The sequence below is a fragment of the Brachybacterium sp. AOP25-B2-12 genome (assembly GCF_052378625.1).
GTDB lineage: Bacteria > Actinomycetota > Actinomycetes > Actinomycetales > Dermabacteraceae > Brachybacterium.
Genome location: NZ_JBQSXW010000003.1, coordinates 145734 through 169084, shown reverse-complemented (window position 1 = coordinate 169084; position 23351 = coordinate 145734). Strand labels below are relative to the sequence as shown.

Annotated in this window: 20 protein-coding genes; 13 read left to right on the top strand and 7 right to left on the bottom strand. The window is 73.2% G+C overall.

Features of this window, described 5'->3' with window-relative positions:
• The first annotated feature begins 79 nt into the window (after positions 1-79).
• Positions 80-1021, top strand: a complete 942-nt coding sequence (locus ACT3TZ_RS03595; protein WP_444582025.1) for an ROK family glucokinase — start codon at positions 80-82, stop codon at positions 1019-1021.
• A 14-nt stretch (positions 1022-1035) separates the two neighbouring features.
• Here the strand turns inward: ACT3TZ_RS03595 and ACT3TZ_RS03590 are convergent, their stop codons facing one another.
• Positions 1036-1812 carry an alpha/beta hydrolase gene (locus ACT3TZ_RS03590; RefSeq protein WP_444582024.1) on the bottom strand — a complete coding sequence of 259 codons (777 nt, stop codon included), beginning with the start codon at positions 1810-1812 and terminating at the stop codon, positions 1036-1038.
• A gap of 78 nt (positions 1813-1890) precedes the next feature.
• On the opposite strand from ACT3TZ_RS03590, the gene ACT3TZ_RS03585 reads away from it, so the two are divergent.
• Both ACT3TZ_RS03585 and ACT3TZ_RS03580 read left to right on the top strand, forming a co-directional pair.
• Positions 1891-2658, top strand: a complete 768-nt coding sequence (locus ACT3TZ_RS03585; protein ID WP_444582023.1) for a lysophospholipid acyltransferase family protein — start codon at positions 1891-1893, stop codon at positions 2656-2658.
• 121 nt (positions 2659-2779) lie between these two features.
• Positions 2780-4126 carry a class II 3-deoxy-7-phosphoheptulonate synthase gene (locus ACT3TZ_RS03580; RefSeq protein WP_444582087.1) on the top strand — a complete coding sequence of 449 codons (1347 nt, stop codon included), beginning with the start codon at positions 2780-2782 and terminating at the stop codon, positions 4124-4126.
• 96 nt (positions 4127-4222) lie between these two features.
• Here the strand turns inward: ACT3TZ_RS03580 and pknB are convergent, their stop codons facing one another.
• On the bottom strand, positions 4223-6352 hold the full coding sequence (gene pknB, locus ACT3TZ_RS03575) for a Stk1 family PASTA domain-containing Ser/Thr kinase (protein ID WP_444582022.1): 2130 nt from the start codon (positions 6350-6352) through the stop codon (positions 4223-4225).
• A 146-nt stretch (positions 6353-6498) separates the two neighbouring features.
• On the opposite strand from pknB, the gene ACT3TZ_RS03570 reads away from it, so the two are divergent.
• Entirely contained in the window at positions 6499-6852 is a 354-nt protein-coding gene (locus tag ACT3TZ_RS03570; RefSeq protein WP_444582021.1) for an Rv2175c family DNA-binding protein, read from the top strand.
• A 49-nt stretch (positions 6853-6901) separates the two neighbouring features.
• On the opposite strand, the gene ACT3TZ_RS03565 is transcribed toward ACT3TZ_RS03570, so the two are convergent.
• Complete coding sequence (locus ACT3TZ_RS03565; RefSeq protein ID WP_444582020.1) at positions 6902-8047, bottom strand: polyprenyl synthetase family protein; 1146 nt, start codon at positions 8045-8047, stop codon at positions 6902-6904.
• 202 nt (positions 8048-8249) lie between these two features.
• Here ACT3TZ_RS03565 and ACT3TZ_RS03560 point away from each other — a divergent pair, with 202 nt between their 5' ends.
• The 6 genes from ACT3TZ_RS03560 to ACT3TZ_RS03535 all read left to right on the top strand — a co-directional run bounded on the left by ACT3TZ_RS03560 (position 8250) and on the right by ACT3TZ_RS03535 (position 14136).
• Positions 8250-9587, top strand: coding sequence for a hypothetical protein (locus tag ACT3TZ_RS03560; RefSeq protein ID WP_444582019.1), 1338 nt, complete (start codon positions 8250-8252; stop codon positions 9585-9587).
• A gap of 52 nt (positions 9588-9639) precedes the next feature.
• Entirely contained in the window at positions 9640-10845 is a 1206-nt protein-coding gene (gene metX / locus ACT3TZ_RS03555) for a homoserine O-acetyltransferase MetX (protein ID WP_444582018.1), read from the top strand.
• 2 nt (positions 10846-10847) lie between these two features.
• Complete coding sequence (locus ACT3TZ_RS03550) at positions 10848-11252, top strand: universal stress protein (protein ID WP_444582017.1); 405 nt, start codon at positions 10848-10850, stop codon at positions 11250-11252.
• A gap of 96 nt (positions 11253-11348) precedes the next feature.
• Positions 11349-12821, top strand: a complete 1473-nt coding sequence (locus ACT3TZ_RS03545; RefSeq protein WP_444582016.1) for an RNA polymerase sigma factor — start codon at positions 11349-11351, stop codon at positions 12819-12821.
• A gap of 129 nt (positions 12822-12950) precedes the next feature.
• Entirely contained in the window at positions 12951-13502 is a 552-nt protein-coding gene (locus ACT3TZ_RS03540) for a pyridoxamine 5'-phosphate oxidase family protein (RefSeq protein WP_444582015.1), read from the top strand.
• Positions 13503-13542: 40 nt separating this feature from the next.
• Positions 13543-14136 (top strand): GNAT family N-acetyltransferase, encoded by a 594-nt coding sequence (locus ACT3TZ_RS03535; RefSeq protein WP_444582014.1) that lies wholly within the window; start codon positions 13543-13545, stop codon positions 14134-14136.
• 72 nt (positions 14137-14208) lie between these two features.
• On the opposite strand, the gene ACT3TZ_RS03530 is transcribed toward ACT3TZ_RS03535, so the two are convergent.
• Entirely contained in the window at positions 14209-14427 is a 219-nt protein-coding gene (locus tag ACT3TZ_RS03530; protein WP_444582013.1) for a DUF7455 domain-containing protein, read from the bottom strand.
• Between the two features lie 95 nt (positions 14428-14522).
• Between ACT3TZ_RS03530 and ACT3TZ_RS03525 the strand changes: the two genes are divergently transcribed.
• The 3 genes from ACT3TZ_RS03525 to ACT3TZ_RS03515 all read left to right on the top strand — a co-directional run bounded on the left by ACT3TZ_RS03525 (position 14523) and on the right by ACT3TZ_RS03515 (position 18583).
• Positions 14523-16634, top strand: a complete 2112-nt coding sequence (locus tag ACT3TZ_RS03525) for a DNA gyrase/topoisomerase IV subunit B (RefSeq protein ID WP_444582012.1) — start codon at positions 14523-14525, stop codon at positions 16632-16634.
• Positions 16635-16793: 159 nt separating this feature from the next.
• Positions 16794-17579: an imidazole glycerol phosphate synthase subunit HisF gene (hisF, locus tag ACT3TZ_RS03520; RefSeq protein WP_444582011.1), complete on the top strand. Its 786-nt coding sequence runs from the start codon at positions 16794-16796 to the stop codon at positions 17577-17579.
• A gap of 194 nt (positions 17580-17773) precedes the next feature.
• A complete protein-coding gene (locus ACT3TZ_RS03515; protein ID WP_444582010.1) occupies positions 17774-18583 on the top strand; it encodes a metallophosphoesterase in 810 nt (269 codons plus the stop codon).
• A gap of 132 nt (positions 18584-18715) precedes the next feature.
• Here ACT3TZ_RS03515 and ACT3TZ_RS03510 read toward each other — a convergent pair whose 3' ends face one another.
• The 3 genes from ACT3TZ_RS03510 to ACT3TZ_RS03500 form a co-directional block, all read right to left on the bottom strand.
• The gene (locus ACT3TZ_RS03510; RefSeq protein ID WP_444582009.1) at positions 18716-19582 is read right to left on the bottom strand and encodes a D-hexose-6-phosphate mutarotase; all 867 of its coding nucleotides are present in this window, start codon (positions 19580-19582) and stop codon (positions 18716-18718) included.
• Between the two features lie 122 nt (positions 19583-19704).
• The gene (locus tag ACT3TZ_RS03505) at positions 19705-20724 is read right to left on the bottom strand and encodes a hypothetical protein (protein WP_444582008.1); all 1020 of its coding nucleotides are present in this window, start codon (positions 20722-20724) and stop codon (positions 19705-19707) included.
• A 158-nt stretch (positions 20725-20882) separates the two neighbouring features.
• Positions 20883-23348 (bottom strand): DNA gyrase/topoisomerase IV subunit A, encoded by a 2466-nt coding sequence (locus ACT3TZ_RS03500; protein WP_444582007.1) that lies wholly within the window; start codon positions 23346-23348, stop codon positions 20883-20885.
• Positions 23349-23351: the final 3 nt, after the last annotated feature.

Genomic DNA, 23351 nt, shown 5'->3' with positions numbered 1-23351 from the left:
TGGGCGCGGGCCGAGACCCGCGCGAGAGCGCACAGCACGTCCGGCACCTGCCCCCGCCGCATCGTCGAAAGGTCCTTCCATGCTCTCCATCGGTGTCGATATCGGCGGGACGAAGATCGCCGCGGGCGTGGTGGACGAGGAGGGGCGGATCATCGCCAGCGCCCAGCGTCGGACGCCCGCCCAGGACCCCGAGCTGCTCGAGCAGGCCGTGGCCGATGCCGTCCGCGAGCTCCGCGAGGTCCACGAGGTGGTCGGCGTCGGCATCGGGGCCGCGGGCTTCGTGGGGGCCGATCGGCGGACCGTCGTCTTCGCCGCGAACCTCGCCTGGAGGGATCGCCATCTCGCCGACCACGTCGAGGCCCTCGTCGACCTCCCGGTCGTCGTGGAGAACGATGCCAACGCGGCCGGGTGGGCGGAGTTCCGCTTCGGACCCGCGGCCGACGCCGACACCATGCTCATGATGACGGTGGGCACCGGGCTGGGCGGGGCCGTCGTGATCGACGGGCGTCTGGTGCGGGGGTCGGGCGGCTTCGCCGGCGAGATCGCCCACATGACCGCCGTCCCCGGCGGGCAGTGGTGCGGATGCGGCAACCGCGGCTGCCTCGAGCAGTACACCTCGGGCACGGCCCTCGTGCGCGGGGTGCGGGCCGAGGCCGCCGCCGACGATCCCCTCATGGCCCCGGTCCTCGCCGCCGCCAGCGGTGACCTCGCGGCGATCGACGGTCCCCTCATCAGCCGCCTCGCCGCCGAGGGAGACCCCGGCTGCCTGCGCCACATGCGCGAGCTGGGTCGCTGGCTGGGCACGGGCGCCGCGAGCATCGCCGCGGTGCTGGACCCCGAGATCATCGTGGTCGGCGGCGGGGTCGCGGACGCCGGCGACATCCTCCTGGACGCCGCACGGGACGGCTACGCCCGCACCCTCACGGCCCGGACGCACCGGCGCCTGGCCCCGTTCGTGCAGGCCAGCACCGGCAACCGCGCCGGGATGATCGGCGCCGCGGACCTCGCCCGCGAGCTCTGAGCCGCGCGGCGCGGTCAGGCGCGCGCGGAGGACCGATGCCGGTCGAGGAACACGGCCGAGCGCTCGAGGATCCGTCCCGCGTCGTGATCCAGCGTCGCGACGTGGTGGGACCGTGTCAGCGCCAGGCGGGACACGGGTCCGGCGACCCGTCTCGCCACGAGATCGCTCGATCCCGGATCGACCACGTGATCGCTCGGTGACGTGGCGATCAGCACGGGACAGGTGACGGTGCCCAGGCCCCGCCGGACGTGGGCCTGCAGGCGGCGCAGCTGATCGGCGCCGCGGACCGACAGCCGGTCGTAGGCCTCCTCGTGCGCGCCCGCCAGGGCGATGTCCGAGGCGATCCCCGGGATCGACCCCACGACGTGACGCAGCAACGGCAGCGCGGCCCGTGCGGGCAGCGGCAGCCGCACCGCGGGGTTGACCAGGGCGAGCGCGTCGACGTGCGGGGCAAGTCCTGGATCCTCGGCGAGGGCGAGCGCGAGGGCACCGCCCATCGACAGGCCGCCGATGCTGACGGACCCGTGGCGTCGCACCAGCTCCGCGGCGGCGGCGCGCAGGTGCTCGAGCCACTGCGACCAGCGGACGCGCCCCAGGTCCTGCCATCGGGTGCCGTGGCCGGGCACGAGCGGGATGCTCACCTCCCAGCCGCGGGCCGCGAGGTCCTCGCCCCAGGGCCGGAGGCTCTGCGGGGTGCCGCTGATGCCGTGGCACAGCAGGACGCCGCCCACGGTGTCCGCGGTACAGTGTGCCGGCGCATGCCACGCCCTGGAGAGCTCCGTGAACGTCACGGGTGCATCGTCGCACGACCCCCGATCGGTGTCCGGTCCCACCCGGCGCCCCGAGCACGCCCCGAGGAAGGACGCCGCATGTTCTACGAGGTCGCCAAGGCCATCGTCCGCCCCATCGTGCGGGTGGCCTGGAACCCCGTCCTCGAGGGCGACGAGCGCATCCCCGCCACCGGCGGCGTGATCCTCGCGAGCAACCACCTGGCGATCGCCGACACCTGGATCATGCCCACCCAGGTCAGCCGTCGGGTGCACTTCCTGGCCAAGGCGGACGTCTTCGCCGGGCGCGGGATCGCCTCGCGGGCCCTCGCGGGATTCCTCAAGAGCCTCGGCGTCATGCCGATCAACCGCTCGGGCGGCTCGGCCTCGCGCGCCGCGATCACCGCGGGCGTCGCGATCCTCGAGAGCGGGAACGTGCTGGGCATCTACCCCGAGGGCAGCCGCAGCCCCGACGGACGCCTCTACCGTGGACGGACCGGTGCCGCGCGGATGGCGCTGGAGACCGGCAGCCCGATCGTCCCCATCGCCATGATCGGCACCTTCGAGGCCCAGCGCGGACGGAAGTTCTTCCCGCGCCGCAGGCCGCGCATGCGGATCGTGGTCGGCGAGGCGCTGGATCCTCGCGCCATCGCCGAGGCCTCGGGCGCACGGCTCGAGGGTGAGCGCCTCCGTGCCGTCACCGATGCCGTCGTCGACGCCATCGCCGCGCTGTCGGGTCAGGAGCGTGCCGACGAGTACGTCACCGAGGCCAAGCGGCGGCTCGCCGAGCAGGCGGCGCGCGAGGCCGAGGCCGGCGGCGCCTCGGGCCGCACCGCTCGACGCCCGCGCCGCCGACCCCACCGCGGGTGACCCGGCCGCTCCGAGGCGTCCCGGCACTCGGGCGCGCGCCCGGTCGCATGGTGGGATTGCGTACCCTGTGGGCGTGAACCCGCTGCAGCACGCCACCCGCGCCCACGACCACGACTTCGCCCTGTCCGCCTCGAGCGACGCGCTCGACGTGCTCTCGACGTGGCGCGACCTCCCGCGGGTCCAGCAGCCGACCTGGCCCGACGAGGGCCATCGCGCCGAGGTGTCCGCCCGTCTGCGCAGCGCACCGCCGCTCGTGTTCGCCGGTGAGGTGGATCAGCTGCGTGACCGCGTGGCCGCCGCCGCCCGCGGGGAGGCCTTCGTCCTCATGGGCGGGGACTGCGCGGAGACCTTCGCGGACTCGACGGCCGATCGGATCCGCAACAAGATCCGGACGATCCTGCAGATGTCGGCGGTGCTGACCTACGGGGCCTCGATGCCCGTCATCAAGATGGGCCGCATGGCCGGGCAGTTCGCCAAACCGCGCTCCTCGGACACCGAGACCGTGGACGGCGTCACGCTGCCCACGTACCGCGGCGACGCGGTCAACGGCTTCGCCTTCACCGAGGAGTCCCGCCGTCCGGACCCCGAGCGGCTGTGGAAGATGTACACCACGAGCTCCTCGACGCTGAATCTCCTGCGCGCCTTCACCACGGGGGGCTTCGCGGACCTGCGCGAGGTGCACGCCTGGAACCAGGGGTTCATCTCCGGGCACGGCTACGACCGCTACGAGCGGATCGCCCACGACATCGACAAGGCCGTCCGCTTCATGGCGGCGTGCGGGTACGACTTCGAGGCCCTGCGCCAGGTCGAGTTCTACGCCGCGCACGAGGCGCTCCTGCTCGACTACGAGGAGGCGCTGACCCGGATCGACTCCCGCACCGGGGAGATCTACGACTGCTCGGGCCACTTCCTGTGGATCGGGGAGCGCACGCGACAGCTCGACGGCGCCCACGTGGCGTTCCTGTCGACGGTGAACAACCCCATCGGCGTCAAGCTCGGGCCCGACGCATCGGTCGACGACGCCCTGCGCCTCATCGACCGCCTGGACCCCGACCGGGTCCCGGGCCGGCTCATGTTCGTGGCCCGCATGGGAGCCGCCAAGGTCCGCGACCGCCTGCCCGCGCTCGTGCAGGGCGTCCGGGACGCCGGGGCGCAGGTCGCCTGGGTCACCGATCCCATGCACGGCAACACCATCACCTCGTCCAACGGCTACAAGACCCGCCGGTTCGAGGACATCCTCGACGAGGTCACCGGGTTCTTCGAGGTCCACCGCGCCCTCGGGACCGTCCCGGCGGGACTGCACATGGAGCTCACCGGGGACGACGTCACGGAGGTGCTCGGCGGCAGCGGGGAGATCGACGAGATCGGTCTCGAGCGTCGCTACGAGACCCTCGTGGACCCGCGCCTGAACCACCAGCAGTCCCTCGAGCTGGCCTTCCTCGTCGCCGAGATGCTCGGGACGGACTGAGGTCTCCGGCGCACAGGACGTCCGTGACGACGGGCCCGTCGCATCCCCTGCCGGGATGGGACGGGCCCGTCCTCGCGCGCGGGGGCTGTCCGTGGGTCAGAGGACCCGGATCGTGATCGTCGAGCCCTTCGGCGCCTGGCCGCCGCCGGCGGGATCCTGGGCGTAGACGAGGCCGAAGACGGGCACTCCGCGGTCGTAGGCCACGGCGACCTGGAAGCCTGCGGCCTGCAGGGTCTGGGTGGCCTGGGCCTCGGTCTGCTGGTAGACGTCGGGCACCGCGGCCATCTCCGGCCCCTTGGACACCACGATCGAGACCGTCGCACCCCGACGGGCGCTGCCCCCCGCGGGGTTCTGCGAGACGACGGACCCGGCGGCGACGGAGGTCGAGAAGGCCTCCGAGGTCGAGACCGTGAAGCCCTGCGCCTCGAGGGCCGACCTGGCGTCCGTGCCGGTGCGTCCCACGGTGTCGGGGACCGCGACGGGCTGAGGCCCGCGGGAGACCACGACGTGGACCTCGCCGCCTGCCGGCAGCGCGGCGGCGGAGGACTGCTGGCTGACGACCGAGCCCTCCGGCACGGTCTCGTCGTACGCGGGGTCGTCCTCGACGAGCGACAGTCCCGCGCCCTCGATCGCGGCGCGCGCGTCCGCCAGGGCGGTGCCGCGGACGTCCGGCACCGTGAAGGTCTGCACCCCCCGCGACACGAGCAGCAGCACGGCGTCCCCGCGCTTGACGGTCGAGCCCGGTGCGGGCTTGGCGGAGATGACGTGACCTGCGGGCACCGAGTCGCTGAAGGTGTCCCGGGTACGGACGAGGAGGTCCTGGGCGTCCAGCGCGGACTCGGCGTCCCCGAGGGTGGTGCCCGCCAGCACCGGCACGGTGCGGTCGCCGCCCGGACCCTCGGTCGCGTACCAGCGGACCCCGAGACCTGCGCCGGCGACCAGGAGCGCGACGACGCACAGCGTCGCGACCAGCCGCAGCGCCCTCGAGCGGCGCCTGCGCCGGTGGGCGAGATGCCGGGCCCGACGGGGCCGCGGGGGACGCAGGGTGAGATCGCGGGTGGAGGTCCCGGGAAGGTCCTCCGCGTCCTGGGGGTCCGTCGAGTCCGATCCCGGTGCGGCCTCCCGTGGGGACGGGCCGGCGGGCGCGATGGCCGGGGACGGATCCGCGTCGGGGTCCTGTGCGCTGTCGGGGGTCTCGTCCGCGGCGCGATCCGTGGCGTCCTCGTCCTCCGTCCCGGCGATCCCGGCCGACCACGGGAAGACCCGGGCCGGGGAGTCCTGGTGGAGCACCGCCTCGTCCAGGGAGGCGGTGACCCGGGGGACGTCGTGGGTGTCGGGGGTCAGCGCCACGACGGGATCGGCGTCCAGGACCGCCGCCGGCAACGAGGCGAGGGCGTCCTGGAGCACCCGCAGCACGGCATCGGCATCCTGGGGACGGGACTCGGGGGAGCGCTCGCAGCACCAGGCGACGAGGGCATCGAGCTCACGCGGGACCGAGGACACGCGCTGGGAGGGTGCGGGCATGATCTCGTGCACGTGCTGGAAGGCGATGTGCACCGGCAGCTCGCCGCGGTAGGGCTGGGCGCCCGTGAGCATCTCGAAGAGGACCACGCCGAGGGCGTAGAGGTCGCTGCGCTCGTCGGCCTGGCCCCGCGTCACGATCTCGGGGCTCACGTACGCGACCGTGCCCAGCAGGGTGCCCGTCGCCGAGGTCTGGGCGGCGCCGATCGCCCGGGCGAGGCCGAAGTCCGCGACCCGGACGCGGCCGTCGGTGTCCAGCAGGATGTTCTCGGGCTTGATGTCGCGGTGGATGATCCCCGCGCGGTGCGCGGCGCGGACCGCCTCGGCCACACCGATCGCGATGCGCACCGACTCGCGCACGGTCAGCGGGCCCTCCTCGGCCAGGACGGCGCGGAGGGTCGGACCCTCCACCAGCTCCATCGCGAGGTAGACGCGGCCCGCGTCCTCGCCCTGGTCGAAGACCGGGACCACGTGCGGGTGGGCCAGGCGTCCCGCCGAGCGCGCCTCGCGGGCGAAGCGCGCGAGGAACACCGGGTCGGCCGCCAGGTGGGGGTGCATGATCTTCAGGGCGACGGGCCGGTCGAGCCGCTCGTCGAGGCCGCGGTACACGGTCGCCATTCCGCCGCGCGCGATGAGCTCCTCGACACGGTAGCGATGGTCGAGGAGCAGGCCGAGGTCCGGGGAAGTGGACGGCGCCGCGCTCACGCTGGTCAGTGTATGGCCGGGGCCCTGGACGCCCGGGCTGCGACACACGCGGGCGCCATGCGCGCGAGGTGAGACCTTGCCGACGTCGGAACCGTCCGGGTGCGGGCGACGCGACGCGCGGGTCGCAGGCATGGCACCCTGGACCCGTGAGCACCCTGGATGAACTGGTCGGCGAGTGGCTGACCCTGCCCGACGTCGCCGAGCGCCTGGGCATCGAGACCTCCCGCGTCCGCAGGCTGATCGACGAGGGGCAGCTGGTGGCCGTGCGCCGCGGCGAGCCCGTCGTCCGCTCGGTCCCCACGGCGATGATCCTCGAGGAGGCCATCGTGCCCCACCTCGCGGGGACCATCACGGTGCTGCGCGACGCCGGGTACACCGACGACGAGCTCCTGAGCTGGCTCTTCACCGAGGACGACACGCTCCCCGGCCGCCCCATCGACCGCCTCCGCGAGGGTCAGCGCGGCGAGGTGCGACGCAGGGCGCAGTCCCTGGCCTTCTGAGGGGACCCGTCGACGACGGGACCTCGCGCCGGGTCGCGCTCGACCGACCTCAGCCGAGGTCGAGCCCCGTCAGCGAGCTGGCGGCACGGGCGAGTCCGGCCAGGGCGTCACGGGCCTCCGGCGTCAGGCGGTCGGCCTCCGAGGACGCGAGGATCGACAGCGCCTCCGCGCGTCCGTCCTCGATCATCGCGCCGACGGCGCGCGCCGCTCCCGAGGAGCGCATGATCCGTCGCACCTCGGCGACGTCCTCCGCGCTCGCCGCGCCGTCACCTGCGACGTCCTCCACGATCCGGGCCTCCGAGGCGTCGGCACGGTCTCCGGTGAGGGCCAGCAGCACCGTGCGCTTGCCCTCGAGGATGTCACCGCTCGCGGTCTTGCCCGTCGCCTCCTCGTCGCCGAACACTCCCAGGAGGTCGTCGAGCAGCTGGAACGCCGTACCGGTGGCGACGGCATAGCGGTCCAGCACCGCGAGCAGCCCGTCGTCGGCGCCCATCAGCGCCGCACCCATCCGCAACGGCCGCAGCACCGTGTACGGGACGGTCTTCCAGCGGATGACCTCACGTGCGGCGTCCGTCGCGTCCGGGGCCGATGCGAAGCCGCCTGCCTGATGGAGCATGTCCAGGTACTGCCCGGCCATGACCTCCGTGGTCAGACGGTCGAACTCGCGCTGGACCGCCGGCGCGGTACGAAGGCCCGCGACCGTGCGGGTCACGAGTGCGTGGGCCCAGGACAGCGCGAGATCCCCGAGGATGATCGCGACCGCACGGCCGTGATCCGCGGAATCCCCTGCCAGTGCCCGCGCACGATGGGTGTCCGCCGCCGCGATGTGGGCTGCCGGGCGTCCGCGGCGGGTGAGGGCATGGTCCATGACATCGTCGTGGAGCAGGGCGGCCGCCTGCACGAGCTCGATCGCCGCACCGAGCGCGGCGAGGCGGGCGCGCTCGGCGTCGTCGGGGACCCGCACGGCGGTGCCGCCCCAGAAGCAGAAGCGCGGGCGCAGGAGCTTGCCGCCCTCGAGGAACACCGACAGCAGGTCCAGGAGCTCGGTGGTCTCCGGGGCGATCGCCGTGAGCTCCGCGCGCCGCGCGGTGAGGACGTCCGCGAGCACCGTGCGCACCGTGGTCGGGAGCTGGTCGTCGAGACGCGGCTCCGCTGCGACGGGAGCAGGCGGCACGGGCCGGGTGCTGGGGGTCATGGGTCCCTCCTGGGGCGCCGGGGCAGGGGGCGCTGGGCGCTGGGCGATGGGCGATCACGGGGGCGTCGGGCGGTCGGGTGACCCGGCCGCCGTCGGCGGCCGCGTTCCCTCCCCAGGAGCACGAGATGACGTGCGGTCGGACTTGTCCCCATTGCACCCCTGATCATGGCGGACGGGGAGCTCCGGGGACCAGCATCGTCCCATGGACAGCGCGGCACCACCTCCCAGCATCCCCTCGGACATCCCCTCGGACATCCCCTCGATCGCCGGGGCCTCGACGCCCAGGACCCTTCGGGCGCGCGAGCCCGCGGAGCTCCTCGCGCAGGTCCACCTGCAGATGCGTGCCGCGCCCCGGGACTCGATCGCACTGATCGGGCACGTGGGCCGTCGTCGCACCGTCGTCACGGCGCGGATCGACCTGGCGCAGGCCACGGGGCACGGCGGTCCGGGAGCCGTCACGGACCTCCTGTCGGCGCTGGTCGGCGCCGGTGCCGACGGGGCCTTCGGCATCGTGGTCGTGGGTGATGGCCGCGAGCGGGTCTGCCACGCGTCGCACTGCCCGGCGCATCCGGATGACGGCCACGGCTCCTGCGAGGATCCGCAGGACCTGATGGCCGAACCGTGCGAGGCGGAGCTCGACGGGGTGCTCGCCGCCATGCGCCTGCTGGCCCTGGCCGGGACCGCCGCCCCGGGCTTCGACCTGGGGGAGCTGTGGGTCCTGGCGGGTTCGCGTGCGACTGCCGTCCGGGCACATGCGATGAGCCCCGGTGCGCACCTCCACGATGGTGGCGGGGCTCCTTGTCCGTCGACGGGCGCCGATGCGATCGACATCTCGGTCGCCCCGCCCGTGCCTCTCGACGGGGCGGACTCGACGCTCGTCGCCGCCGAGGCGGTGCTCGCAGGGGAGGACGCGCCCGGCGCGGACGGACCAGGACCGGGGCCCCTGCGAGCTGTCCTGATCCTCGACCCGCCCACCCCGTCGCCCGCTCTGCCGCGCCCGCGGATCGAGGAGACCTGGAGAGCAGCGCTGGAGGCACTGTCGAGCTATCGCGCACGCCGGGACGAGCCGTCGTCCGCATTGTGCATGACCGTGTGTGAACGCCTGTGCGTCCTGTCCGCCGACCTCCGGGATCCGCTGCGGCGTGACCGCCTCACCGCGATCTTCCTGGGTCGCGGGAAGGGTGACCGCACACCCTGCTCCGGCCCCCCGAGCCACCTCCTGCGCGACCCCCGTTCCGTCCCGCATGCGAGCATCACCCCAGGTGGGCAGTGGTACGAGGGCCTCGCGCTCGCCGAGGCCGTCCTGCGCCCCCCGGGTGCCCCTCACCCTCGGACCGAGCGCTACGTCGCGCAGGATGCCTGGTGCGATCTCGCGGCTCTGCTCGCGCTCCTGGCGTGGTGGAACCATCGGTTCGCGACCGCCGGATCGCTCGCGGACGACGTGTGCCGGCACGACCCCGAGCACTCTCTGGCACGATGGGTCGCGCTCATGGCGGGGGCGGGGCTCCCGCCCGCCTGGACCCCGCGGACAGGCCTCTGAGAGGTCGCCCGCACCCGCCGGTACGCCCGGAACGCCCGAGGAGGCACGATCGATGGTCGCTCATGCCCCGGGTCGCGCACCGTCGCCCGTCAGCGGTGCATGGCGCGCGGGCGATCCCATCGGGGCACGGACGTTCCTGGACATCGGACCGCTCGCGCTCGAGAACGGCTCCACCCTTCCCGTCACCCTCGCCTACGAGACCTGGGGCGAGCTCGACGCCGACGGCGGCAACGCCGTGCTCGTGCTGCATGCGCTGACGGGCGACTCCCACGCCCGTGGCCCGGCCGGTCCCGGGCATCCGACCGCGGGATGGTGGGAGGACCTCATCGGACCCGGTCGCGCGATCGACACCGACCGGTACTTCGTGGTGGCACCCAACGTCCTCGGCGGCTGCCAGGGATCGACGGGACCTGCATCTCCCGGTCCCGACGGCGCTCCCTGGGGCAGCCGGTTCCCGGCCATCACGACGCGAGACCAGGTCCACGCCGAGCTCGCCCTGACCGCGCGCCTGGGCATCGGGTCCTGGGCGCTCGTGATCGGCGGCTCGATGGGGGGCATGCGAGCCGTCGAGTGGGCTGTCACCGCCCCGCAGCAGGTTCGACGCCTCGCCGTGATCGCGAGCTGCGCCCGCGCGAGCGCCGATCAGATCGCGTGGAACAGCGCGCAGCTGGCGGCGATCCGCGGCTCGAGCGGGTTCCACGGCGGGGACTACTACGACAGCCCTCCCGAGGACGGTCCGCAGGACGGTCTCGGGATCGCCCGACGGATCGCTCACACGACCTACCGGACGGCCTCCGAGCTCGAGGGACGATTCGGCAACCGGCGCCAGGATGACGCCTGGGACCAGCGCTTCCAGGTCGCGAGCTATCTCGACCACCACGCCGACAAGCTGGTCCGACGCTTCGACGCGAACTCCTACCTCCGTCTCGTCGAGGCGATGGACGCCCATGACGTCGGGCGTGGCCGCGGAGGTTTGGCCGCGGCGCTGTCGACGGTGACCGCGCGCACCCTCGTCGTGGGCGTCGACACCGACCGCCTGTTCCCCCTGGCGATGAGCGAGCAGATCGCCGAGGGTGTCGACGACGCCGAGTTCCACGTGATCCACTCGCCGCTGGGCCACGACGGGTTCCTGGTGACCTCCCCGGCGCTCGCCGGGTGGATCCACGACCTCCTGGGGTCTAGGGTCGGTCCGGAGACCGGGGGCACCAGGGTCGTCGGAGTCGCCGACACCACCGCCGGTCGTGTCCGGGAGGAGTGACGATGACAGTCGTCGTCGCCTACGCACCCTCGCCCCAGGGCCGTGCGGCCCTCGCCGCAGGCATCCGCGCCGCGCGCCGCCGTCGCACGGGGCTCGTGGTCGCCTCGCACGCGTACTCCGACCCCGACGGGGGGCGGGCCACGTCCCCGCGCGAGGAGGTGCTCTCCCAGCTGGGCGACGACGCGGCGGACCTCCTGGTCGAGGTGCGGATCTCCGACGCCGAGGACGTCGCGCAGTTCCTCCTCGACACCGCCGAGGACGTCACGGCCACGACGATCGTGATCGGTCTGCGCGGTTCCTCCCCGATGGGCAAGCTCAACCTCGGTGCCACCGCCCGCCGCGTGGTCCTCGCCGCGACCTGCCCCGTCCTCGCCGTCAAGGACACCGCCGCGCTGCAGGCGGCGTGACCCTCGGGGGCCCGAGGGACCGAACCTGAGGAATACCTCGACGGCCCGGACGTTATACTTGTCAGGCTTGCCGCCGGGCCGGCCACGCCGCGCACCGTGCACGCTCCCCGAGAGCAGGACGCCCCATGGGCCGCCGCGACGTCCGAGACCCGGAGCGGTCGAGCCGAGCTCAGAGAACCGATCGCCCGAGCAAGACGGACCGCCGCGCCGCGGTCTGCCGGAAGAAGGAACCGCGTGACTGCCTCCTCCAAGACCTCCACCACGGCCGACGCCCCGGCCGCGGACGACGTCAAGAAGACCACCCGCCGCAAGGCCCCCGCCACGAAGGCCACCGCTGCGAAGACGGCCGCCACCACGTCGGCGTCCTCGGACGACGCGACGACCGCGACCGCGACGGCCACGAAGGCTCCCGCCAAGAAGGCTCCGGCCTCGCGTGCCAAGAAGCCGGCCGCCCGGACCACCGCCGCCGCCAAGAAGGCCGCGGCCAAGGCCGCCGCCGAGGATTCGGCCGAGGACGCCTCGACCGAGGAGTCGGCCGAGGAGGCCGAGCAGCGCACGGCCAAGACGAAGGAGGCCGAGGAGCACGAGAGCGCCGGCGGCTTCGTCGTCACCGCCGCCGAGGACGACTCCCCGGCCCAGCAGGTCGTGACCGCCGGCGCCACCGCGGACCCGGTCAAGGACTACCTCAAGCAGATCGGCAAGGTCGCTCTGCTCAACGCCGCCCAGGAGGTCGAGCTCGCCGAGCGCATCGAGGCGGGCCTGTACGCCGAGCAGAAGATCAAGGGCGACGAGTCCCTGGTCAAGACCAAGGCCGGGCGCGAGCTCGCGATCATCGCCCAGGACGGCCGCGCGGCCAAGGACCACCTGCTCGAGGCGAACCTGCGCCTGGTCGTGTCGCTGGCCAAGCGCTACACCGGCCGCGGGATGCTGTTCCTGGACCTCATCCAGGAGGGCAACCTCGGCCTCATCCGCGCCGTGGAGAAGTTCGACTACTCCAAGGGCTACAAGTTCTCGACCTACGCGACGTGGTGGATCCGCCAGGCCATCACCCGCGCCATGGCCGATCAGGCCCGCACCATCCGCATCCCCGTCCACATGGTCGAGGTCATCAACAAGCTCGCCCGCGTGCAGCGCCAGATGCTCCAGGACCTGGGCCGCGAGCCCACCCCGGAAGAGCTCGCCAAGGAGCTCGACATGACCCCGGAGAAGGTCGTCGAGGTCCAGAAGTACGGGCGCGAGCCGATCTCCCTGCACACCCCGCTGGGCGAGGACGGCGACAGCGAGTTCGGCGACCTCATCGAGGATTCCGAGGCCGTCGTCCCCGCCGATGCCGTGAGCTTCACCCTCCTCCAGGAGCAGCTGCACTCGGTGCTGGACACCCTCTCCGAGCGGGAGGCGGGCGTCGTCGCGATGCGCTTCGGCCTCGAGGACGGTCAGCCCAAGACCCTCGACGAGATCGGCAAGGTCTACGGCGTGACCCGGGAGCGGATCCGCCAGATCGAGTCCAAGACGATGAGCAAGCTGCGCCATCCCTCGCGGTCGCAGGTCCTGCGCGACTACCTGGACTGAGCCTCCGGCCTCGCGCCCCCGCGCGGGGCACCACGATCTCCAGCAGAGCCCCGCACCACGGTGCGGGGGCTCTCGTCGTCGGGGTCCGTCGGGCATCGCCTGGGCACGGGCCCCGCGTACCCTGCGGGCATGGACGATCTCGCGGCACGCCTGCGTGCCCTCCCGAGCCTGACGGGCACGGCACCCGTTCACGGGCTCGACGCGCTGCCCCAGGACCCCGTCGCACTGTTCGTGCGATGGCTCGACCAGGCGGTGGCGGCGGGGGTCCCCGAACCCCATGCGATGACGCTGGCCACTGTCGACGCCGACGGCGTGCCCGACGCACGGACGCTGCTGCTCAAGGGGGTCGACGCCCGGGGCTGGGCGTTCGCCGGCCCCGTCTCGAGCCGGAAGGGGTCCCAGCTGAGGGCCCGCCCCGCAGCGGCCCTGGCCTTCTGGTGGCCCGGGGTGCTGCGCGCGGTGCGGGTGCGCGGTGTGGTCGTCGAGGCATCCCGCCACGAGAGCGGGGCGGACCTCGCCGCCCGCAGCGCCGCCGCCCGCGCCGATGTCCCTCGGGGCGACTGGCAGCTGTGGCGTGTCGTGGCCGCGCGCGTCGAGTTCTGGCAGGGCTCGGCGGATCGCCGGCACATCCGGATCGTCTACGAGCCCGTCGACGGGACCTGGAGGCACACGGTGCTGTGATCGCTCGGACCATGCGATGGCCCGACCCTACGATGGCGCGATGACCACGCCCGCAGCGCAGCACGGCTTCTCCCACGTGCGCCGTGTCCTGCCCGAGCATTGGGCATCCCACCGCGACCAGCGACTGCGCATGCTGCAGGAGGCGCCCGACGCGTTCTTCACCACCGACGAGCAGGTCGTCGATCGCAGCGCGGACCAGTGGCGGACGAGCCTGGAGGGATCCGTCCGGTTCTGGCAGGCGGTGACGACGGACGGCGCCGTGGTGGGCGGACTCGGGCTCGTCGTCGAGGTCCGGGACGGGGCGGCCGCATCGACGGCCCCAGCGGCTCCGACAGGCTCGGAGATCGCCGCACCGCGCTCCGGGACCTCGCTGTGCGTCGTGGCGATGTTCGTGCATCCGGACCACCGCGGCCGTGGCGTCACCCGTGCGCTCTTCGCCCGGGCGGCAGCGGAGGCGAGGGCGCTCGGCGCGACGGGGCTGCACCTGCACGTCACCGACGACAACCTCCCGGCACGACGGAGCTACGAGCGCCTGGGTCTGCGCCCGACAGGTCTCCGGGAACCGGACCCGCGCCGTCCGGAGCACGAGGAGCTCGAGTACGCCGCCACGATCGACGCCCTCGACGTCGGCTGAGGATCCCCGCGTCCACGACGACGAGGGCCCCGCACCGAAGCGGTGCGGGGCCCTCGTGACGGGATGGGGAGGTCAGTCCTCGACCGGCTCCGGCTTGCGGTGCAGGCGGTCGCTCTCGTCGATGATCTCGGCGGCCAGGGGACGCAGGGCATCCTCGTGGGCGCGGGCATGGTGGGCGCAGAAGAGCAGCTCGCCACCGGCAGCGAGGACCACCTTGACGTACGCCTGAGCACCGCAGCGGTCGCAGCGGTCGTGAGCCGTCAGGCGGGGGGCTTCGAGCGTCATGTTCATGGGAGCCATTCAAACAGAGCGGGCCCCGTTGCGGGGCGAGCTGCGCCACAGGTTCGCTCACCGCGCAACGGGCCCGGCCCCGTAGAATCACAGGCGTGTCATCTTCACGCAGCTCCGCCTACGACGCCCGCAACCTCCAGGTCCTCGAGGGCCTCGAGGCCGTCCGCAAGCGCCCCGGCATGTACATCGGCTCGACGGACTCCCGCGGCCTCATGCACTGCCTCTGGGAGATCCTCGACAACTCCGTCGACGAGGCCCTGGGCGGTCACGGGGAACGGATCGACGTCGAGCTGCACCCGGACGGCTCCGTGTCGGTCCGGGACCGCGGTCGCGGTGTCCCCGTCGACGTCGAGCCCCGTACCGGGCTGACCGGCCTCGAGGTGGTCTACACCAAGCTGCACGCCGGCGGGAAGTTCGGCGGCGGCTCGTACGCCGCCTCCGGGGGTCTGCACGGGGTGGGCGCCTCCGTCGTCAACGCCCTCTCCGAGCGCCTGGACGTCGAGGTCGACCGCGCGGGCAAGACCTACGCGATGTCCTTCCACCGGGGCGTCCCGTGTGTCTTCACCGACCCGGCCGAGGGACCGGATCCCCAGGCCCCGTTCACCGCGACCTCGGGACCGGCCGAGCCGCGCATCGTCGCCAAGGCCCGGCGCGGCGTCACCGGGACCCGCGTGCGGTACTGGGCCGATCCGCAGATCTTCGTCAAGGGATCGCACTTCAGCATCGAGGACCTCACCCGGCGCTGCCGTCAGACAGCCTTCCTGATCCCCGGCCTCGAGATCGCGGTGACCGATCATCGCCCCGAGCGCATGCCGGAGGCCCCCGAGACGGTCGACTACCGCTACGACGGCGGGATCGCCGAGTTCGTCGAGTACCTGGCCCAGGACGAGCCGATCACCGAGGTCCTGCGGCTGCAGGGGGAGGGGAGCTACACCGAGACGGTGCCCGTCCTGGACGCCCAGGGCCACATGGTCTCCACGGACGTGGACCGCACCTGCCACGTCGACATCGCCCTGCGCTGGGGCAGCGACTACGAGACGACGCTGCGGTCGTTCGTCAACATCGTCGCGACGCCCAAGGGCGGCACCCACGTGGCCGGCTTCGAGCAGGCGCTGCTGAAGACCGTGCGCAAGCAGGTCGAGGCCCAGGCCCGGCGCGTGAAGTTCAACGCCAAGAACGAGAAGATCGAGAAGGACGACACCTTGGCGGGCCTGACCGCCGTGGTCACCGTCCGTCTCGAGGAGCCGCAGTTCGAGGGGCAGACCAAGGAGATCCTCGGGACGCCCGCGATCCGCCAGATCGTCTCCCGGGTGGTCGAGGAGCGTCTGACCGAGGTGCTGTCCTCCACGAAGAAGGGCGAGAAGGAGCAGGCGGCGCTCGTGCTGGACAAGGTGGTCTCCGAGATGCGCGCCCGCATCGCGGCCCGCATGCACAAGGAGGTCTCGCGCCGCAAGAACGCGCTGGAGTCCTCGACCATGCCCACCAAGCTGGCCGACTGCCGCTCCAACGAGGTCGAGCGCAGCGAGCTGTTCATCGTCGAGGGCGACAGCGCCCTGGGCACCGCCAAGCACGCCCGCAGCTCGGAGTTCCAGGCGCTGCTTCCCATCCGCGGCAAGATCCTCAACGTCCAGAAGGCGTCGATCACGGACATGCTCAAGAACGCCGAGTGCGCCGCGATCATCCAGGTGCTCGGGGCCGGCTCCGGACGCACCTTCGACCTCGACGCGGCGCGCTACGGGAAGATCATCATGATGAGCGACGCCGACGTCGACGGCGCGCACATCCGCACCCTGCTGCTGACGCTGTTCCACCGCTACATGCGGCCGATGCTGGACGCCGGGCGCATCTACGCGGCCGTCCCGCCGCTTCACCGGGTCGAGATCATCCATGGCGGCGCCAAGAAGAACGAGTACGTGTACACGTACTCCGAGGCCGAGCTGACCCGTCTGCTGAAGAACCTCGAGCGCCGCAACAAGCGCTACAAGGAGCCGATCCAGCGGTACAAGGGGCTCGGGGAGATGGACGCCGACCAGCTGGCCGACACGACGATGGATCCGCGCCACCGCACCCTGCGCAGGGTCCGCATCGAGGACGCCGAGGCGGCCGCGACGATGTTCGAGCTGCTCATGGGCTCGGACGTCGCGCCCCGCAAGCAGTTCATCATCGAGGGCGCCTCCGAGCTCGACCAGGAACGCATCGACGCGTGACCTCGCGGACGGCGCGCCGCACGTCGGCCACCCGGTCCGACGGGTCCGGACTCTTCCGGACCCGTCGGAACGCCGGAGCGCATCGTGCCGGAGTCGTGGGCCCGTCGGCCGGGTTCGGACGGGCGCCCGCCCCGGAGCGGGGTCTGGGATGATCGGGGCATGAGCCTTGCCGTGCGCGTGATCCCCTGCCTCGACGTCGACGCCGGTCGGGTGGTCAAGGGCGTCAACTTCCGCGACCTCCGCGACGCCGGGGATCCCGTCGAGCTCGCCGCCCGATACGACGAGATGGGCGCCGACGAGCTGACCTTCCTGGACGTCTCCGCCTCGACGCAGTGTCGCGCGACGATGATCGACGTGGTCCGTGCCGCGGCCGAGCAGATCTTCATCCCCCTGACCGTCGGCGGCGGCGTCCGCTCCGTCCAGGACGTCGACCAGCTGCTGCGCGCCGGGGCCGACAAGGTGGGCGTCAACACCGCCGCGATCGCGCGTCCCGAGCTGGTGGGCGAGATCGCCGAGCGCTTCGGCAATCAGGTGCTGGTGATCTCCGTGGACGCCCGTCGGGTCACGGACGAGTCCCCGCAGGGCACCGCGCAAGCGGGCAGCGGCTTCGAGGTGACCACCCATGGCGGACGCCGCGGCACGGGGATCGACGCGATCGCCTGGATCGAGGAGGTGACACGCCGCGGAGCCGGCGAGATCCTCCTGAACTCGATGGACGCCGACGGCACCGAGCAGGGCTTCGACCTCGAGCTGATCCGCGCGGCCCGCGCCGCCACGACCGTGCCGCTGATCGCCTCCGGGGGCGCGGGGCGGCCCGAGGACTTCCCGCCGGCCGTCCGCGCCGGCGCCGACGCCGTCCTGGCGGCGAGCGTCTTCCACTTCGGGATCCTCACCGTCGCCCAGGTCAAGGATGCCCTGCGCGCCGACGGCCTGGAGGTCCGATGACCGGTGGCCGCCGGCGCCCGCCGCGTCGACGGCCTACCGCCCCCGCCGGTCCCATGGGGCGCGGCCGCCCTGACCGTGCGGGCCGATCGCCCAGGTGCCGTGGGGCGCTGGGCCTCGCCCTCGCCGGCGGTGCGGCCGTCCTCGGGACGGCGCTGTCCGGGGCATGGTCCCGCCGGATCCAGACGACGACGCAGGTGATCGACCTGCCGCACCTCCCGACGTCCTTCGACGGCTTCCGGATCCTGCAGATCTCCGACCTCCACGCGACCCGGTTCGGGCCTGGCCAGCGCGATCTGCTCGCGGCGGTCGAGCACGCTCGAGCGGACCTCGTGGTCCTCACCGGTGACGCCCTGGACCGTGGCACCCGGGACGTGGGCCCGCTGCTCGAGCTGGCCGGGGAGCTCGTGCGCGGCGCACCCGTCCACGCGATCACCGGGAACCACGAGGGCGGTTCGCGACGAGGACCCGCGCTCATGGCAGGTCTGCGCGCCCGGGGCGTCGAGGTCCTCGGGGACCGGTCCGTGCTCCTGGAGCGCGACGGCGACGCGGTGCGGGTGGCGGGGATCGACGACCCCCGCGTGCACGGCGGACCGGCATCCTCCCAGGTGTCCCCGGCCATCGACCACCGCCTCGCCGCGGGCGGCCTGCGCCGGGCGGGGCTGGCACGCCGGGGGGCCGTCCCCGGGACGCCATTGGCCGAGCACGGGGACCGCGAAGCGCTCGTGACCGTGCTCCTGGCCCACCGCCCCGAGCTGCTCGACGTGTACGCGGCCCATGAGGTCGACGTCGTCCTCAGCGGCCATGCGCACGGCGGCCAGTGGCGGGTCCCCGGCATCGGAGGGCTCTACGCCCCCAACCAAGGGATCCTGCCGCGCCTGACGGCGGGCGTCCACACCCGGGGCAGGACCCGCATGGTCATCAGCCGCGGGCTCAAGGTCCGGTGGCACCTGCCGCGGATCGCCAACCGACCCGAGCTGGTGCTCGTCGAGCTGCGTCGCCGCTGAACCGGCTGCGACGGGCGCGCCGTCACCGGACGCCCGCTCCTCCGCGGAGCTGCCCGGTGCACCCTCGAGGGATCGGCGGCTCGCCCCGGTCGAGTCCGTGGCCGATGAGGGCGATGGGTCGTCGGACACGGATCAGGTGCGGTCGACGATCAGGCGCACCCGCAACGCGTGGGCCTCTCCGGGCGCCACCGGGATGTACCCGTCCTTCGCGGCGGCGGTCTCGACGCACACGAAACGGGTCCAGTCCTCGTCGGGGATGTCGTCGTACTCGCGCGCGCCCTCCTCCCAGGGGTTCCAGACCACGGTGCGGGTGGACCCCGAGGGCTCCTCGCGGATCACGCGGCCCAGGCCGGGATCGACCACCGCGACCTCGTCGTCGACCTCGAAGACACGATCGGTGGGTCCGGTCAGCACGAGCCGTTCGTCCTGGACGCGGCGGGCCAGGCCCTGGGTGTTGTCCAGGTAGGCGGCACCATCGAAGCCGTCGAGGCGCACGTCCCGGACGTCCGAGACCGCGAGATATGTGTGCAGGGCCGCCTCGAGCTCGAGCGGGAGTGCGCCCGCGCGGACGGAGAGCTCGACGGTCAGGTGTTCGCCGATCGCCACGAAGCACTGGGCGGTGATCCCCGCCCCGGAGCGATCCCCGCCGTCGAGGCGCAGGACGAGCGTGACGGCATCACCGATCCGTTCGGCGGCCTCGAGCTCCCAGCGCTCCGAGCGCAGCCAGCCGTGGCTGGGCCTCGCGGTGCCGTACCGGCCGAGACCGAACCAGGGGCCGATCAGCGGGATGCCCCCGCGGATCGAGGCGCCCTCGGCGTAGTGCGCGGTGGGGCTGGTCCACAGGACGTCCTCGCCGCCGGCGGGGATCCAGGACGTCACGTGGCCGCCGTCGAGATGAATGGTCGCCGAGGACGCGGCGGTGCGCACCTCGATCGCGGGGGTGCCGTGGCGCTCGACGAGCTCGACGCCGGCGGGCAGGGCAGGGGGTGCGGAGGTCATGACGGCATCGTGGCACGCGAGGGGCCCCGCGCGCGACGGTGACCGCGAACGCGGACACGGAGGGGTCGCGGCGGCACGGAGGCATCACCCCCGTGCCGCCGCGGCAGGACGTCCGCCGAGCGTCAGTCGGTGCCGGACTGGCCCGAGGGGGCCGTCGCGGCTCCCTGGTTCTGGCCGCCCTGGGTCTGTGCCCCCTGGTTCTGGGAGCCCTGCGTCGCCCCGCCGGTGGGTGCGTGGGTCGTCGCCCCGCGGCCGCCGCTCGTGGTGGCCGGTGCCGAGGTCGGCGCGGAGCTCTGACCGGAGCGCGTCGCCGAGCCGCTCGAGGACGGCGTGCCGGTCCCGGTCGTGCCGTCCTCCGTGGGTGTGCCCGAGGAGGACGACTCCCGCGGGCCCGAGGAGGAGGACGGATCCTCCACGGGGGTCGTGGAGCCGTCGCCGCCGGAGCGCGGGACGACTGCGTCGTCCCCGCTGACCGAGCGCTGGATGGAGCCGGTGCCGGTGGACAGCTCGGTGCCGGTGGCGCGCTGGACCCCGAAGACGATGACGACCGCGATCGCGGCCATCGCGAGCGCGCCCACCACGATCTTCAGGACGCGCTTGCGGGACGTCGAGCGCCCATCGGCGTCCCCGGCGGACCCGTCGTCGGCGAGCGTCGCGGCGCCGCCGTCATCGGCGTCCGGGGAGCGATCCGCCGCCGCGGCTGCGCCGGGTCCTCCGGCCGGCGTGCCCGAGGAGGCCGCACCGTCGGCGGGACCGTGCGCCAGCGCGTGATTGATCTTGACGACGGCCCGTTTGCCGCGCTTGACCGACTCCGAATACACGGCGAGCGCCGTGGCCGAGACGATCGAGGTGAGGAACGCACCGATCACGGTTCCCGCCACGCCGAGCTGGCCGCCGACGACCGAGGCCGTCGCCGCGGCGGCACCGCCGGCCGCGAGCCCCAGCGGGCTCAGCGAGCGCAGCCCGTTGCCGTCGGGAGCGGCGTCCTTGCCGGGAGGCGGTGTCGCTCCCGCGGCGTGCGGGGTCGCGGCCGCGCCCGACGACGGCACGCCGAAGGACGACGTCCCGGAGGACGAGGCGGGGGAGGACTCGGAACGGTGCGAGGCGGGTGGACGGGGATTCTCGGGAGCGGGATCAGGCATGTTTCCACTGTGCACCAGTGCCCTCCACGACGCGCGGACGGACCATGCGAACAGCCTGAGAACCCGGGATTCTCCGCCGTGACCTGCACCGATGGATCAGGTGAGAACGGTCACGGGATGCGGTCCGCAGCACTGCGCGGGACCACGTCGTCGCCGGATCAGCCCACCGCGGCGATCGGAACGGCCACCGGGGAGCCGGAGCCGTCGCGCCGGCCCAGGGGCTCCGGGAGGTCGATCGGCTGCCCGGCCTCCGAGCACGCCCGCGCCGGTGACGGCACGACCCACGCACCGATCAGCGAGTCCTCGCCCCGCAGGAACCGGTGGCAGCGCATGCCGCCGGTCGCACGCCCCTTGGCCGGGTACTCCGTGAGGGAGGAGACCTTGAGCGAGCCGGTCTGGGCGATCGCCAGCACCCCGGAGCTGCCGGAGACGGTGACCACGGCGTTGTCCCGGGTCACGTCGACGGCCGAGAACGCGATGACGTGATCGCCCTCGGCGAGCTTGATGCCGGCCACGCCCCCGGCATTGCGACCCTGCGGCCGGACGCCGGAGGCGGGGAAGTGCAGCAGCTGGGCCTGGGCGGTCACGAGCACCAGATCGAGGTCCGCGTCGCTCGTCAGGTCCGCGACGCCGACCACGGCGTCCCCGGGACGCAGCGAGATGATCTCGAAGCCGTCGCCGCGCGGGAAGTCAGGGGTGACGCGCTTGACCACGCCGTCGCGCGTCCCCACGGCGTAGCCGCCCCCGCGCTCGAGGTCACCGGCGGCCGCGCGGACGATCGAGACGGGATGCTCGTCCTTGTCGAGGACCACCAGGTCCGTCAGGCGGGTCCCGCCGGCCAGGGACGGCGGCCCCGCGGTCGGCGCGATCGCCGGGAGGTCCACGACGGGCACGTGCAGGAGGCGCCCGCGATCGGTGATGACCCCGATCGTCGAGCGTGTCGAGGTGAGCACCTCGGCCACCACGAGGTCGTGGGAGCTGCGGTCGCCCTCATGGCTCGGCGCCTCCTCCCCGGCGCGGCGCGCGATGAGCCCGGAGCCCGACAGCAGCACGCGGCAGGGCTCGTCGGCCACCTCGAGGTCCCCGCCTGCCGCCGGAACCGGCTGCGAGGTGGCCTCGAGCAGGACGGTGCGCCGCGGCGTGCCGTGCTCCGCTGCGACCTGGGCCAGCTCGTCGGAGACGAGGGCCCGCAGCACCGTGTCGGAGCCGAGGATCTCCTCGAGCCGCGCGATCTCGGCGCGCAGCTCGTCGCGCTCGCCCTCGAGCTCGATCCGCGAGAAGCGGGTGAGGCGTCGCAGGCGCAGTTCCAGGATGTACTCGGACTGGGCGGGCGAGAGGTCGAAGACCTGGCTGAGCCGTGTCCGGGCCGATTCCGCGTCGTCGCTTCCGCGGATGATCTGGATGACCTCGTCGATGTCGAGGATCGCGATGAGCAGGCCCTCGACGAGGTGCAGGCGATCTGTGCGCCTGCCCAGGCGATGCTCGGTGCGTCGGCGCACCACCTCGAGGCGGTGGGAGATGAACACCTCGAGCAGCTCGCGCAGCCCGAGCGTGCGGGGGCGCCCCTCGACGAGGGTCACGTTGTTGACGGAGAAGGAATCCTCGAGAGGGGTGTGCTTGTAGAGCTGCTCCAGCACCGCCTCGGGGTTGAAGCCGGACTTGACGGTCATGACCAGGCGCAGCCCGTGATGGCGGTCGGTGAGGTCCTGGTAGTCGCTGATGCCCTGGACCTTCTTGGCCTGGACCACGTCCCGCAGCTTCTCGGCGATCTTCTCGGGACCCACCAGGTAGGGGAGCTCGGTGACGACGATCCCCTTCTTGCGGCTGGTGACGTTCTCGATCCGCGCCGTCGCCCGGACCTTGAAGGAGCCGCGACCTGTGCGCAGCGCGTCGCGCACGCCGTCGAGGCCGACGATCCGTCCGCCCGTGGGCAGGTCCGGACCCGGGACGAAGCGCATGAGGTCCTCGATCGTCGCGTCCGGGTGGGCGATGAGGTGGCGGGCCGCGGCGATCACCTCGACGAGGTTGTGCGGCGGCATGTTCGTGGCCATCCCCACCGCGATGCCCGAGGCGCCGTTGACCAGGAGGTTGGGGAACTGCGCGGGCAGCACCGAGGGCTGCAGCAGCTGGTTGTCGTAGTTGGGCACGAGGTCCACGACGTCCTCGTCCAGGGACGCCGTCATGAGCATCGCCGCCCGGGACGGCCGTGCCTCGGTGTACCGGGCCGCTGCGGGCCCGTTGTCCAGGGAGCCGAAGTTGCCGTGGCCGTCCACGAGGGGCAGCCGCATCGCGAAGTCCTGGGCCATGCGCACCAGGGCGTCGTAGATCGCCGTGTCGCCGTGGGGGTGGAGCTTCCCCATCACCTCGCCGACGACCCGCTGGGACTTCACGTGCCCGCGGTCCGGGCGCAGGCCCATGTCCGCCATCGTGTAGAGGATGCGGCGCTGGACCGGCTTGAGGCCGTCGCGGGCATCGGGCAGGGCGCGGGAGTAGATGACGGAGTAGGCGTACTCGAGGAAGGACGTCTCCATCTCGCTGGTGACGTCGACATCGAGGACGGTGCCGTCGATGTACTCCTCCTCCGAGGTGCCGCTGCCCTGGGTGCTCGTGCTCCTGCGTGCCATGCC

Coding starts and splice junctions, on each gene's coding strand:
- ACT3TZ_RS03595 (WP_444582025.1), top strand. CDS start 80: ATGCTCTCCATCGGTGTCGATATCGGCGGGACGAAGATCGCCGCGGGC.
- ACT3TZ_RS03585 (WP_444582023.1), top strand. CDS start 1,891: ATGTTCTACGAGGTCGCCAAGGCCATCGTCCGCCCCATCGTGCGGGTG.
- ACT3TZ_RS03565 (WP_444582020.1), bottom strand. CDS start 8,047: ATGACCCCCAGCACCCGGCCCGTGCCGCCTGCTCCCGTCGCAGCGGAG.
- ACT3TZ_RS03560 (WP_444582019.1), top strand. CDS start 8,250: ATGGACAGCGCGGCACCACCTCCCAGCATCCCCTCGGACATCCCCTCG.
- metX (WP_444582018.1), top strand. CDS start 9,640: ATGGTCGCTCATGCCCCGGGTCGCGCACCGTCGCCCGTCAGCGGTGCA.
- ACT3TZ_RS03550 (WP_444582017.1), top strand. CDS start 10,848: ATGACAGTCGTCGTCGCCTACGCACCCTCGCCCCAGGGCCGTGCGGCC.
- ACT3TZ_RS03540 (WP_444582015.1), top strand. CDS start 12,951: ATGGACGATCTCGCGGCACGCCTGCGTGCCCTCCCGAGCCTGACGGGC.
- ACT3TZ_RS03535 (WP_444582014.1), top strand. CDS start 13,543: ATGACCACGCCCGCAGCGCAGCACGGCTTCTCCCACGTGCGCCGTGTC.
- ACT3TZ_RS03530 (WP_444582013.1), bottom strand. CDS start 14,427: ATGAACATGACGCTCGAAGCCCCCCGCCTGACGGCTCACGACCGCTGC.
- hisF (WP_444582011.1), top strand. CDS start 16,794: ATGAGCCTTGCCGTGCGCGTGATCCCCTGCCTCGACGTCGACGCCGGT.
- ACT3TZ_RS03510 (WP_444582009.1), bottom strand. CDS start 19,582: ATGACCTCCGCACCCCCTGCCCTGCCCGCCGGCGTCGAGCTCGTCGAG.
- ACT3TZ_RS03505 (WP_444582008.1), bottom strand. CDS start 20,724: ATGCCTGATCCCGCTCCCGAGAATCCCCGTCCACCCGCCTCGCACCGT.
- ACT3TZ_RS03500 (WP_444582007.1), bottom strand. CDS start 23,348: ATGGCACGCAGGAGCACGAGCACCCAGGGCAGCGGCACCTCGGAGGAG.